11 protein-coding genes are annotated in these 13786 nt (G+C 68.2%); all 11 read left to right on the top strand.

Going from position 1 to position 13786, the window contains the following annotated elements; translation table 11 throughout:
* Positions 1-198 precede the first annotated feature (198 nt).
* The 11 genes from ACZ67T_RS41770 to ACZ67T_RS41820 all read left to right on the top strand — a co-directional run bounded on the left by ACZ67T_RS41770 (position 199) and on the right by ACZ67T_RS41820 (position 13669).
* A complete protein-coding gene (locus ACZ67T_RS41770) occupies positions 199-2136 on the top strand; it encodes a beta-glucoside-specific PTS transporter subunit IIABC (protein WP_469991735.1) in 1938 nt (645 codons plus the stop codon).
* A gap of 29 nt (positions 2137-2165) precedes the next feature.
* Complete coding sequence (locus ACZ67T_RS41775; protein WP_469991737.1) at positions 2166-3581, top strand: glycoside hydrolase family 1 protein; 1416 nt, start codon at positions 2166-2168, stop codon at positions 3579-3581.
* A gap of 49 nt (positions 3582-3630) precedes the next feature.
* Complete coding sequence (locus ACZ67T_RS41780; RefSeq protein WP_469991738.1) at positions 3631-4476, top strand: PRD domain-containing protein; 846 nt, start codon at positions 3631-3633, stop codon at positions 4474-4476.
* The gene (locus ACZ67T_RS41785) at positions 4473-4787 is read left to right on the top strand and encodes a PTS glucose/sucrose transporter subunit IIB (RefSeq protein ID WP_469991740.1); all 315 of its coding nucleotides are present in this window, start codon (positions 4473-4475) and stop codon (positions 4785-4787) included. The genes ACZ67T_RS41780 and ACZ67T_RS41785 overlap by 4 nt, the downstream gene beginning before the upstream one ends.
* 1344 nt (positions 4788-6131) lie before the next feature.
* Positions 6132-6848, top strand: coding sequence for a hypothetical protein (locus ACZ67T_RS41790; protein WP_469991742.1), 717 nt, complete (start codon positions 6132-6134; stop codon positions 6846-6848).
* A 395-nt stretch (positions 6849-7243) separates the two neighbouring features.
* A complete protein-coding gene (locus tag ACZ67T_RS41795) occupies positions 7244-9037 on the top strand; it encodes a type IV secretory system conjugative DNA transfer family protein (RefSeq protein ID WP_469991744.1) in 1794 nt (597 codons plus the stop codon).
* A gap of 331 nt (positions 9038-9368) precedes the next feature.
* A complete protein-coding gene (locus tag ACZ67T_RS41800) occupies positions 9369-10547 on the top strand; it encodes a DnaB-like helicase N-terminal domain-containing protein (protein ID WP_469991745.1) in 1179 nt (392 codons plus the stop codon).
* A gap of 412 nt (positions 10548-10959) precedes the next feature.
* Complete coding sequence (locus ACZ67T_RS41805; protein ID WP_469991747.1) at positions 10960-11571, top strand: DUF4913 domain-containing protein; 612 nt, start codon at positions 10960-10962, stop codon at positions 11569-11571.
* Between the two features lie 477 nt (positions 11572-12048).
* On the top strand, positions 12049-12303 hold the full coding sequence (locus tag ACZ67T_RS41810) for a hypothetical protein (protein WP_469991749.1): 255 nt from the start codon (positions 12049-12051) through the stop codon (positions 12301-12303).
* On the top strand, positions 12281-12799 hold the full coding sequence (locus ACZ67T_RS41815) for a DUF6879 family protein (RefSeq protein ID WP_469991751.1): 519 nt from the start codon (positions 12281-12283) through the stop codon (positions 12797-12799). The genes ACZ67T_RS41810 and ACZ67T_RS41815 overlap by 23 nt, the downstream gene beginning before the upstream one ends.
* Before the next feature lie 21 nt (positions 12800-12820).
* Positions 12821-13669, top strand: coding sequence for a helix-turn-helix domain-containing protein (locus tag ACZ67T_RS41820; protein ID WP_469991753.1), 849 nt, complete (start codon positions 12821-12823; stop codon positions 13667-13669).
* Positions 13670-13786: the final 117 nt, after the last annotated feature.

Consider the following 13786-nt stretch of genomic DNA (forward strand, 5'->3'; position numbering starts at 1 on the left):
AGACGCAGCCGGCGAGGTTAAAGTCCGCCGCCAGGACGTGAAGTCCTTGTGAAGCCGGGATTGTTACTCATCGCAGGCAAGACCCGGACTTCGGCGCATCCAGTCGTACTTGGAGCATCCGCCGAGGTCTGGGTTTTTTTGTTGCCTTCTTACGGAATCTCTTGCTCCGGTTTGCCGGTGCTTCAAGGAGGAAGCAACGTGAAGTACCAAGAGACAGCGGTGGGCGTCCTCAGCGGCGTCGGCGGCGAGTCGAACGTGAAATCACTGGAGCACTGCGCCACTCGGTTGCGGTTCGCGCTCGTGGACCCCGCGAAGGCGGACACCGACACGGTCGAGTCCCTCCCGGGCGTCATCGCCGTGGTCGAGAAGGGTGGCCAGTACCAGGTCGTCATCGGCAACCGGGCCAGGGACGTCTACGCGGAGATCGGCAAGATCTCCCGGCTGACGTCGGCCGACGCACCGACGACTGCGGGCGGTTCGGGCACGCTGCTCAACCGAACGATCGACGTGGTCACCAGCATCTTCACACCGCTGCTGTGGATTCTCGCCAGCACAGGCCTGCTCAAAGCGCTCCTCGCACTGGGCGTGAAGATCTGGCCGTCCTTCGGAACCACGACGACGTACTCGATCCTGTTCGCCGCCGATGACGCGATCTTCCAATTCCTGCCGATGTTCCTCGCCGTGACCGCGGCCAGGCGCTTCAAGGCCAACCAGTTCACCGCGCTCGCCATCGCGGGGGCCCTTGTCTACTCGGCGACGATCGGGGTGATACCCGGAAAGAACGGCGCGAGCCTGACCCTCAAGGCGTTCTCCGACGGCGGCGGGGACCTGCACTTCCTCGGCATCCCGGTCGTGATGGCCACCTACCTGTCGTCGGTGATCCCCGTGATCCTCGCGGTGTACGCCCAGTCGCACATGGAGCGGCTGCTCGACCGGGTCCTGCCGGACTCGGTACGCAACTTCTTCACCCCGCTCATCGTGGTGGCGGTCCTCGTGCCTCTGACCTTCCTCGCCATCGGCCCACTCGCGGACTCCGTCGGCAACGGACTCTCCGACGGCGTGGACTGGCTGTGGGACCTCTCTCCCGCGGTCGGCGGCGCGATCGTGGGAGGCTTCTGGGAGGTCTTCGTCATCTTCGGCGTCCACTGGGCCTTCATCCCGCTTATGGTGCAGGACTTCTCCACGAGTGGCGTCATCGAGCTCCTCGCCCCGATCTTCCCGGCCGTCCTGGCCCAGGCCGGTGCCACCTTCGCCGTCTTCCTCAAGACGCGCAACCGTGACCTCAAGGCCGTTGCCGGGCCCTCGACCATCTCGGCCCTCCTCGCCGGCATCACCGAGCCCGCCATCTACGGCGTGACGCTGCGCCTCAAGAAGCCCTTCATCTATTCCTGCGTCGCCGGCGCGGTGGGCGGCGCGATCGCGGGTGCCAGTGGCTCCGCCCCCAACTCCTTCGTGCTCGCCGGCGGCCTGACGCTCAGCGCCGCGGTGGACGTCGGCAACTTCTCCGTCCTCGTCATCGGCAGCGCGGTCGCCGTCGCCTTGGCCTTCGCCCTGACCTACTTCGTCGGCTTCAAAGACATCCCGGCGGCCACCGTCACCGGTCCGACCGACAGCAAGGACAAGGAAGCGGAACCCGCGGCCGAGGCGACGCCCGCCGGTTCCGGTACGACGACGCTCACCCGGACCGCCACGCTGGAGGTGCTCACCCCGGTGGCCGGCGCCGTGGTCGCCCTCAAGGACCTGTCGGACAAGGTCTTCTCCTCCGGCGCCGTGGGCCAGGGCGCGGGGGTGATCCCCTCCGAGGGACTGGTCCGTGCTCCTCTGGACGCCACGGTCGTCACCGCGATGCCGCACGCCTACGGTCTGCGCACCGACGACGGTGTCGAACTGCTGGTGCACATCGGCATCGACACGGTCCAGCTCGACGGGCAGCACTTCAGCCCCGCCGTCACCGAGGGGACCCGCGTCCGTCGCGGTGACGTCCTGGCGGAATTCGACCCCACGGCGATCCGCCTCGCGGGGTACGACCCCGTCACCGTGGTCGTCGTCACTGCCACGGCAGACTACGGCGAGGTGACCGTGGCGTCCTCCGCCGACGTGGACGCCGACGACCGCCTCCTCCTGCTGGCCCCGTGATCCCTGCCTCATCCCCTGGAGCAAACAACGTGAAGCACACCGACCCGCCGCCGATGCGACCCGGCTTCCTGTGGGGCGCCTCGACCTCCGCCTACCAGGTGGAGGGCGCCTGGGACACGGACGGCAAGGGACCCTCTGTCCAGGACGCCAGGACCGAGTTCCCCGAGGGGACCACGGACTACCGAGTGGCCAGCGACCACTACCACCGCTATGCCGAGGACGTCGCGCTCTTCGCCGAACTCGGACTGAAGGCGTACCGGTTCTCCGTCGCGTGGACCCGTGTCGTCCCCCACGGCGACGGGGTCCCGAACCCAGCCGGCATCGCCTTCTACCACCGGCTGATCGACGAACTGCTCGCCCACGGTATCGAGCCGATCATCACCATGTACCACTTTGACCTGCCGCAAGCGCTGCAGGAGAAGGGGGGCTGGGGTTCGCGAGCCACGGTCGACGCGTTCGTCCGTTACGCCGGCATCCTGTTCCGCGAGTACGGCGCCAAGGTGCGGTACTGGCTGACCATCAACGAGCAGAACATGATGATCCTGCACGGCGCGGCGATCGGGCTGGTCTCGGCCGGCTCGGAGAATCCCCAGCGGGAGCTCTACCAGCAGAATCACCACATGCTCGTGGCGCAGGCCAGGGCGATGGCGCTGTGCCATGAGGTCCTGCCCACGGCGAGGATCGGCCCGGCGCCGAACATCGCCTGCGTCTACCCGGCGTCGAGCACGCCGGAGGACGTCATCGCCGCGGCCGACTTCGCCGCCCTCCGCAACTGGCTCTATCTCGACGTCGCCGTACACGGTCGGTACAACCCGACGGCCTGGGCCTGTCTGACCCGCCGCGGTCTGACACCGGACTTCGCCGAGGGCGACCAAACGGCTCTGGCCGCGGCCCGTCCCGACTTCATCGCGTTCAACTACTATGCCTCCCACACGGTGGCCGCACCCTCGGAGGACGGCGAGGACGTCGGTCACACCGAGGACCAGCAGATCGCGATCGGTGAAAGCGGTGTCTACCGGGGGACGAAGAACCCGAACCTTAAGACCAACGCCTTCGGCTGGGAGGTCGATCCTGTCGGATTCCGGACGACGTTCCGCGAGATCTACGACCGGTACCGGCTGCCGCTCTTGGTCACCGAGAACGGGCTGGGCGCGTTCGACACGCTGGAGGACGGCGATGTCGTCCACGACCAGTACCGGATCGACTATCTCGCGGACCACGTCCGGGAGATGCAGCGGGCCGCCGCCGAGGGCGTGGACGTCATCGGCTACTGCCCCTGGTCGGCGATCGACCTGGTCTCGACTCACCAGGGCTCGTCGAAGCGGTACGGCTTCGTCTACGTCGACCGCGAGGAGTTCGATCTCAAGGAGCTGCGCCGCGTCCGCAAGGACAGCTTCCACTGGTATCAACAGGTCATTGCGCGTAATGGAGTTCCGGCACCGTAGCCGTGCCGGTCTGGCGCTGCCGGTCCGTCGTGCGACGAAGGAGCCGCGCGTGAGAGTCATCAAAGTCATCAACAACAATGTGGTTCTGGCCTCGAACGACTATGAAGACGTCGTCGTCCTGATGGGGCGTGGCCTCGGTTTCGGCGTCCGGGCCGGAGACTCTGTCGCCGACGAACGCGTCGAACGCACCTTCGTCCCGACGGCCTGGCAGCCGCCGGAACACATCGCGGCATTCCTCGAACAGATTCCCGCCGGGCATCTGGCGGTCGCGGAGGAGATAGTCCGCCTGGGGCGGGCGGAGCTCGGCGAGCATGTCGGGAACCATGTGGTCATCCCGCTCGCCGATCATCTTTCCTTCGCGCTGCGCCGCGCGGAGCAGGACGTGGAGATCGCCTACCCGCTGCGCGGTGAGGTGCTCCACCTGTACCCGAGGGAGGTCGCCCTCAGCCGGCGTGCGATCGCTCTCACCGAGGAGCGGCTGGGCCTACGGCTGCCCGATGTCGAGGCGATCCCACTGGCGCTGCACTTCGTCAACGCGCAGTTCGAGTCCCCGGATCTGTCCAAGGTCGTGGGGCTGACGGAGACCTTCACGATCGTCCTCGCCGAGATCGGCACCTTCCTGGGGCTGTCCCTAGACGAGGACTCCTTGGAGGTGTCGAGGTTCATCACCCATCTGCGCTACTTCGCCCGCCGCCACGAGGGAGGGGAAAGCGCCTCCGACTCCTTCTCCTCCCTCTACAGCAGCCTGCGTGCCACCCACTCGAGGGAGGTGGACTGCGCGGAGCACATCGGGACCGTTCTCCGCGAGCGCTGCGGGTGGGCCGTCGGGCAGGACGAGGTGCTCTATCTGGCCCTGCACATCAGCCGCCTCGCTGCGGGAGCGAAGGCGTCATGACCGCCCCGGCCTCCGCCGCCGTCCCCGGACCGGCCTTCGGCGAGCAGGTGCTCCGGCTCGTGGGTGGTGCCGGCAACGTGGCCGCGCTGACGCACTGTCTGGCGCGGCTGCGGTTCGTCCTGCACGACGACGGTCTGGCAGACGACCAGGCCCTCGAACAGATTCCTGAGGTCGTCATCGTCGTGCGGCAGAGCGGTCAGCTGCAACTGGCGCTGCGTGTCCCTGTGCCGACTGCCTGCGCGGTCGTGCGACGTCGTCTCGACGGCGGCGACCCTCAGGGGAAACCGCCGGGTCGGAAAGACTCGCCCTGAGCAGATACAGGCACCGATGCCGAAGACACCCGCAGACCTCTTCCAGGCGGCAGTTCACACACCGTCCGGAAAATCCGCCCGACCGGGCCGCCACCACTTCGGCCGGCTTCACCGCGCTCGGGAAAGCGATGCCGGCCCACTTTGCGAATCATGGAACGCTGGGTCCAGACCTACCACCCCTGGCCTTCGCCCAGACCCCACCGCATGTGAAGCCCGGGCTCCATCACTTCATGTTCGAGGTGGCGGATCGGTCGGCGGGCACGTCCGCGGTGCGGTGCGGAAGCTGTCCCGCTTGTCCGAGCGCAGGTAGAAGCCCGCGGTCTGGCAGTCGCGAACACCGCGATGAACTTGCGCCTGCAGAAAACCCCATCCGTGCAGTTCAAGCGGCGTACGGGACCCCCGCCGCGTCGAGGCCGCGGAGCAGTAAGTCGAAGCGCGGGTTCACGTGGGTGAAGGTCCGCACCGCCCCGGCGCTGGTGTGATCGTGCCGCTCAGGGTGAAGCCGAGCACGTCGAGGTAGAAGGCGCGCATCGCGTCGATGTCGGCAGCGCGACCCTACGTGACCGAAACCAAGGTCACGACCGTCTGGACCACGGGTGATGAACCGGGCACCGGTCGGCGAGACGAAGGGTTGCGCCGGCACGCGGCTCCAATGTCGGCGTCGGCCAGGATCTGGTCGAAGAGGGCGGGATACTTCGTGTCCGGTCCCAAGTACCAAACGGTGGCGTTGGCGTCCGCCAGGTCCATCGCCAGGTTCCGGGCCGCCTGGGCGACCCAGGCGGCGGTGGGGTGGCCGGCGAAGGCTACCAGCTGCCCGGACGCCGACCATCACGACGTCAAGGTGCGCCATCCCGGGGATTGCCTCTCGGAGCATGTCTTCGAGCTGGGAAACCATCGTAGGCTGGCGGGCGACCCCGGTGATGAGAACTGTGTCCCGGGCCCGGCCTCGAGCAGGTCGGTGCAGCGGTCCTCGCGAACGTCGTCGCCCTGCGCAACGCCTATGGCTGGCATTTCCTCCCTGCCGTAGGCAGAGAACGCCTATGAGCGCGTCGACATGGCTCGGACGGAGAAGGCGCATCTCCCTCGCCGACGCGGCCGGTCTCCGGTGGATACCCCGTCAGCTCGGGTCGAGACAGCCCGCGCCTGTTCGCCACACATGGCCACATGGCCTGCCCACACCGCTGGGGCGATCGAGACGCCTCTGGCCCACTGGCCGATCGGTTCTTCCGCGCCGCCGGCCGCCGCGCTCGCGCTCACTAGATCAGATTCCCGGCCGCACCAAACCCGACTTCGGGCCGCATCCTCGTCCTCCACACGGCCCCGACTTCTGCGAGGTGCATCTTCGTGGCGGAAACACATCCGCACATCACCGTTGGCCATCATGGCCGCTACGGCGTCGTGGCAGCGACGTCGCACGACAACCACGTCGCCGAGCACATCCTTCGCCTCGTCGGTTTCGAGCGGCTCCCTGGCAGCGATTTGTACGGCCTCACCGATCCGACCCGCGAACCGTTGCGGCGCGGAGCACAAGCCGTGCAATCCATGCGGGCCGCGCAGTACAGCGTCACCTCCGACGCCGCGTACGACCTTCAGCCCTACACCCGGCTGAGCACGAACCGAGGTCCCACCGACCGGCCGGAGAAACCTTCCACCATGCCGGTCTCCGGCATCGAGGAGGCGGCGGTCGCCTCGGCCCGCGCCCTCGACGCCGACATCCGTGCCGACCTGATCATCGGGCGCGACCAGGTCCGAGACCCCGAAGGCACCCTGCGGGCCATCGGCACTGTCACCCGCACCAACGAGGGCGTCCCGCTCCATGGGGAGGGCGACCTCCAGTACGTCGAGACCCCGCAGGTCCGTACCGACCTCGCCTTCGACGTCTTTTCCTCCGTGCGCGACAACGGGTGGCCAGACCCTGTATCGACCATGCAACAGCGCCGAGCCCAGACCACCATCGCCGTCTCCCCAGCCTGTACAGGTGTCTCGCCGCCACGACGGCCCGTCGTTTCCGTCGAGTGCCGCCCCACCCCAGCTGCCCCGGAGCCGAGCCGCACCCGCTAGCCGAGCCGCGCCAACACGACCTCACGACGCATCTGCAGCTCGAGCCGGACGTCGCCTTCGGGGTGGCCGCTGCCATCGCAGACGAGCGTCCGGCGTCCTCGGCCCACCAGGCGGCGAGCGCTGCGCCGCACCCCGACACAGCGACACCGAGGAGGGCAGGCACACTCCGGCTCGTACGGGCTGTCCCCATCGTGCCGCCAAGGAGTCCAACTTATGGCGTGAAGACTATCTGGGCCGTTGACCAGGCCTGCGGGCGCATCGCCCAGTTCGACTTCTCCGACTGCCGCCCCCAACTCCCATCGCGCCACAGCCTCTTGGAGCCCTCTCGTGATCACAAGAAGAAGCCGCTGGTCCCACCCCATCGCCCGCCGCTCAGCACGTAACGGGATCGCGCCTTGTCTCCTGCACGCACCAGCACACCGTCGACCACCACCGGCACCGACGCCCTCCTCTACCTCCTAATCGTGGTCGCCGCGCTCGCCATGGGCGGCGGGACACTCGCCTGGCTGTTCGGCAGCCTCCTCAACGCGGCTATCGGCTCCGATCCGTGGGCCTACTTCCGACCAACAGAATCGCTGCTGCACCCCGGTCAGGTCTGGCCGCATCTCGCCCACCCTGCCGTGATCAGCGGGTGTTACGCCCTCCCCACACTCATCCTCCTGGCCGCGGCCCTGCTCGGGATGAAGGTGTGGCTCCGGCTGCGCGGCAATCCCAACGGACTGGCCGACCAGCGGGACCTGACCGACCTGATGCCCAAGAAGGTCGCCGCCAAGGCGATCGATCTCCGTCCGAGTCTCAAGGGCACCAAGCCCAAGGCGGTCGCGCCCGACGACCGCGGTGTCCTGCTCGGCACGCACACCCCCGGTGCGCGGGAGGTCCGCTCATCGTGGGAGGACGTCCTCCTCGCTATCATGGCGCCCCGCTCGGGGAAGACCTCGGGATTGGCGATCCCGGCGATCCTCCGCGCGCCAGGCCCTGTACTGCTGACCTCCAACAAGGCGGCGCGCGACGCCTACACCGCCACGCTGGCGGCCCGCGCCGAGGCAGGCACGGTGTGGACGCTCGATCCTCAGCAGATCGCCCACGCCCCGCAGGCGATGTGGTGGGACATCCTCTCCGACGCGCACGATCTCGCCGGGGCCCGCCGCCTGGCCGGGCACTTCGTGACCGCCTCCGTGGATGAATCGAGTGCCGGTGACTTCTGGTCGACCGCCGCCGCGAACACGCTCACCGCGCTGTTCCTAGCCGCCGCCCGCGGCCGCCGGCCGATCACCGACGTCCTGGCCTGGCTCGCCTCCCCAGCCGACCGCTCCCCCATCGACCTGCTCCAGGACGCCGGGCTCGACGCGGTCGCCGCCCAACTCCAGGGCACCGTGGCCGGAGCCGTCGAGACCCGTGACGGAATCTTCGAAACCGCCCGACAGTACGCCAGTTGCCTACTCAACCCGGCCATCGCCGCCTGGGTCACGCCACCCAGCGGGATGGACAAGATCCCTGAGTTCCAGCCCGAAGCGTTCGCCACGGGCAAGGACACATTGTTCCTGCTGTCGAAGGACGGCGGCGGCTCCGCCTCGGCGATCATCGCCGCCGCTGCCGACGCGGTGATGCGCTCGGCCGTTATCCAGGCAGAGCGCGACGGTGGTCGCCTCGATGCCCCGCTGCTCGCGATCCTCGACGAGGCCGCCAACGTATGCAAGATCGCGGACCTGCCGGACCTGTACTCCCACCTCGGCAGCCGAGGCGTCATCCCGATCACCATTCTGCAGTCCTACCGCCAGGGCGTCCGAGTGTGGGGCGAGGCCGGCATGGACGCGCTCTGGTCGGCTGCGACGATCAAGCTCGTCGGCTCCGGTATCGACGACGCCGACTTCGCGGACAAACTCTCCCGCCTGGTGGGCGACCACGACGTCCGTACCGTCTCGGTGTCCACCAGCGAGTCGGGCAAGTCCACTTCAGTTTCCATGCGCCAGGAACGTGTACTGCCAGCCGACGCAATTCGCGCCCTATCCAAGGGGTCTGCGCTCCTGCTCGCCACGGGCATCCGCCCTGCGCTCCTCAGCCTCAAGCCCTGGTACCGCGAGCCAAACGCCGACCGGCTCGGCGCCGCATCCGCCAAGGAGACCGCGGCCATCACCGAGCGCGCGCTGGCCAAGGCCCTGCGCCACGACGGATTCGGTCCGGCCACGTGACCCCGCCGAAGCCGAACCCCTCTCGGGCGAGGCGCGATGGCGCACGTCCCCGAACCGCAGAACGTCCGGGCCTTCGCCCCTTCCTCGTGAGGTATTCCCATGTCCCACCCGCACCGTCCTGGGCTTCCGTCTGCCGCTCCGAACGTCTCGCCGGCGCTCCCGTCGTGAATCGCGGCGCCCACTAGGCGCTCGTGTCCCCGAGCGGCTCCCTGCTCGCAGCGGACCCGGCATTCACCAGCGAACTACAACGATTTGCCACCGCCTTGGCCGGCGCCGACCGTGCTGTTGCTGAGATTCACGCCCATAGCCAGCCCGCACGCAAGACGCAGCCGTGACCCCGCTCGTCCACGCCGAACAAGCCGTCTTGGGCGCACTATTCCTGGATCCCAGCCAGCTCGACCGTCTTGATACCTGGCTCCACCCGGAGCACTTCTCCCGTCCCGCGCACTCCGCGCTCTACGCCGCGATGCTCAAGCTCCAGGCCGCCGAACACCCAGCGACGACCGCGCCGGTGGGTGGACCCGTACCGCTGGCCTGGATCACCGACACCTTGCAGGAGGCGAGCGCTCACGCCCGCGGGCTCACCCCGTCGTACCCGCACCTTCTGATCTCCGCGTGCCCGCGCCCCGACCACGCCCCGGTGTACGGACGGATGGTCCTGGAGGGCGCCATCCACCGCAGTGTCGCCCAGCACGCCGCCCGCCTGCAGCAGGCCGCGCTCGCCGACGACCGGAACGGGACGGTGGCGGAGACGTTGCACCACGCCCAGGTGCTCTCCGACGTGCTGACCGACCTTGCCCGCGCTTGGGGGACCGAGGCCCGGCCCGCGCAGCCGGCCGCCGCGTACGCGGCGCAAGCCTCCCCTCCCCAGCCCGTCAGCGAACAGGGGCTGGCTGATGAGGAGTTTCTCCTCGGTTGCCTGGCGTCCCGGCCCGAGCAGCTTCTCGAGCTGGTGCGCTGGTTACACCCCGACGACTTCGCCGACCCTGGTCATCAGCAGATCTACCGCGCGCTCGGTGCACTGCACCATCGCGGTGAACCGATTGACCAGTTGACCGTGCTGTGGGAGACCCAGCGGCGCGGTGCGCTGGCCGACGGGGTTCTCGATTCCGAGCGCGTACGGCGGATCTGTGACCCACTGCTCGGTGGAGCAGCCGAACACTTTGGCAAGCAGGTCGTCCAAGCCTCTCTTGTCCGCATCGCGACTCTGGCGGCCCGGCAGGTTGGCGCCCTAGCCGATCGCGACGCGCTCGCCCCTGGGCAGCTCATCAGCTACGCCTTGCACGCTCTCGGTCCATTGGACGACGTCCGCCGTCGCCTTCGCACAGCGCGCGGAGCTGAGCGGGACCCGCGTCCATCGCTCGGCCCGCCCGGCGCCCCGGCGCCGAGCGCCCGCAGCGACGCTGCACGTGTCCGTAGCCGTCTCGCTGACACCACGCTGTCGGCGGCGTCCACCGCAGTGCCCCACCGCTCCAGTACCGACCGTCGCACCCGTCGGGGTCCGAAATGAACTCAGGCCAGACGGGTCGGCTTGGAAAAGGGACGGGCTGTACGCCATGGTCCACGAATTCGAGAATCTCTGCACCGAGATCACTCACTCGTACACCCCGGACTACCTGCTCGCCCCGGCCCGCCGACGACGCGGGCCGCCTGAGCCTGCGGTTCGTGGAGTGGATATGGGCCCCGACGAAGGATGGGTAACCGGCACCCCAAGCCTGGGCAGGCCCGCCCCACCGATCGCGCTCGGCATCGGTGTCGTTCCCCAACAGGCAGCCTGTGCCTTGAAGTCCCTTGCCCCTCCGAAGGACGGGTGCCCTCATCGGGTCGCGCAGTGAGCGGGTCTTCTAACGAGATCTCCGGCCGGGGCAAACCGCTGAATCTCCGGACTCTCTCCACTCCACGAACTCTTCGGAGGTGTCGAAATGTCCGAGCCCGCACGGGGCGGGGCCGAGCCGGTACGGATACCGGACCACGACCTGGACGACCTTGTCTCCACCGTTACGCAGTTGGTCACGGAGACCCGCAAGCAGAACGAAACGCTCGCCCGCCTCATCGACGAGGGGCCGTCCCTCAACGACGGCGCCGTCGGTGATGCCGAGTCCGTGGGCGCGGAGTCCTCGCCCTCCGCTGCTGCGCAGACCGCGCCGGCCACCTCGGCCGAGGCACCGACTTCCATTTTCATCCTGGCGCTCGACGGCACGGCGTACACCGAGGAACTCGCCACGCTCACCAACTGGGTGGACGACCTGTTGCTGCCGGTGTACGGGCGGGAGGTCACCACCAGTCGCCCGTGGTGCGAGCAGTGGCTGGAGCACCCCGAAGCGGTGGCGCGGTTGCATGCCTTGTGGCTGGCCTGGCAGCAGCTCACTGACGTCGAGGCCGGCCTCACCGGCCCATCGACCTGGCACCGCGATCATCTCGATCCCACGCTGCTTCAACTCCGCACCCCTGACGGCCCATTTGGGGCGTGCACCACCAACGCAACCCGCCCCAACCACCGACTGCTGGCCTCCCCCCAGTCCGCCGAAGCCTGACATGCCCAACACGTACGAACTGGCACGTGTCGCTACTCAACGAGTACCTCAAGCAGCAGGCCGCGCACTCGGGAGCCGCTCGTTCGACGACGTGACATAGGCGTTGCTCCAACCCCTCCCGGACGGGCAGGAGTCGACGGTTGCGCGACTGCTGTGTGCCCGGCTCGCCTGACGCGCACGGGGTCGCACGCTTGTGTGACGGGCCCTGAAAGGCGCTCGCGCACCGTCGTCAGACCCTGCTTCTACGCTCTGGCAAGCGGGGCGTAGCGCGCTGCCGGTGGGGATCGAGTCGCGCGCCCCGCCCCGAGGGGCCACACGGCAGGGCCCATGTCGTGCAGCCCCCTCTCTTCACCACAACGATCGCGCCATGCGGAGGGCGCGAAACCCTTCGGCCGGATTCCGCTCTTCCCGCGAACCTCGTCCTCCGCAATGATCGCAGTGCAACATGGCGCAACTGTCTGGACGCAGGAGGCGGTCATGGCACTACTTTTCATCGGGATCGATCCCAACACCGGCGGCGGGAACTGCCCGGCGGTCTGGGTCGATCAGCCCGAAGGCGCAGGCGCGGAGCCTGAGCTGGTGCTCCAGGGATGGTTGGCCGATGCCGCCATGCTGGAGCGTTGCGCTCAGGACAGCCCGCGACCGGACACCGAGGCCGTCATCCGCATTCCCGCGCGGATGGTGAAACAGATCAGGGAGGCATGCGACGTTGTCGAACGTTCCCAGCTTTGACGAGCTGCTCGACAGCGCACAGCACCAGGCATTGCACCTGGAGATGCGCGATCACTACGGCGTCGACGAAGAGGCTGACACCGCGGGCGCCTGGCGCGACAGCGGCGTCGTGCCGGCCGTCGACTCGGCGTTCTGGAAGCCGTGGGTCGAACTCGTCCAGCGCACCGTCGCCCGCGGCGTTGCCGTGCGCCGTGCCCGCGTCGTATCGGAGCCGGTCACGGAGTACATCCGATTCGAGCACGCGATCACCGGCGCCAACCTCTACGCCGGGGAACAGGTCAGGTGGCTGCCGCGCGCCCGCGCCTCGCACCTGATGCTTCCGGGTAACGACTTCTGGCTGATCGACGACCGGGTCATCCGGTTCAACATCTTCAGCGGTGACGGGAAAGCCATAGAGCCGCAGGCCAGTTGGGACGCCGGCGTCATCAAGCAGTGCACGGACGCCTTTGAGACAGTGTGGGAGCTGGGAATCGATCACGAGCAGTACGCCCTCTGACGATCTGCGACACGCCCCACCATGAACAGCACGCCTTCATCTGCCGCCCAAGCGGCCCGCGCTCAGGTCGCCGCGCGTCTGCTCGACGTGCGCAGGAGCGCCGGCCTCAAGGCCGTGGAGCTGGCCGCCACGTGCGGCTGGCACAAGTCGAAGGTGTCCCGGCTGGAGAACGCCCGGATGCTGCCCTCGGACGCGGACATTCGCGCCTGGTGCGCGGCATGCCGAGCGCCCGACCAGGTCAGTGACCTGATCGCCAAGACGCGGGATGCGGACCTGCTGTACGTGGAGTGGAAGCGGCTGCACCGCGACGGCATCCGCCGCATGCAGGAGAGCGCGGTCCCTCTGTACGAGGGCACGAGCGTGTTCCGCGTCTACTGTCACAACGTCGTCCCTGGCCTCTCGCAGGTCCACGGTTACGCCGAAGCGCTGATGAACCTGATCAGCGACTTCCAGGGAACCCCGAACGACTCCCCCGAAGCGGCGACCGCCCGCCTGGAGCGCTCCCGGGTCATCTACGAGGGTCAGCACCGGTTCGTGCTGCTCATCGAACAGGCCGTTCTCGGTTACCGGTTCGGCACGCCCTCGGTGATGGCGGGACAACTGGGCTACCTGCTGGAAGTGATGTCGCTGCCCACCGTGGCATTTGGCATCGTGCCCCAGCCGGCCGAGCGGACCATGTGGCCGCTGGAGACCTTCATGATCTTCGACAACTCGCGTGTGCAGGTGGAGACGTTGACCGCGGAGATCAACATCACTGCGCCCGACGAGATCGCTGCGTACTCGCGCGCCTTCGACCGCCTGCGGGACATGGCGGTGTTCGGGCCAAAAGCACGCGCCCTGATCCTGGAGCAGATCGCCGCTCTCGGGTGACTCCCGCGCAACTTCGCGCAACTTCATAGAGGGTCGACTCGCCACTTCCCTAGCTTGAAACGCATCAGCCGGAAGTGATCGACCCTTGGGGGCGCGCGGTGATCGAAGTTGAGCAGG

Source organism: Streptomyces sp. NPDC107517, from assembly GCF_055582645.1.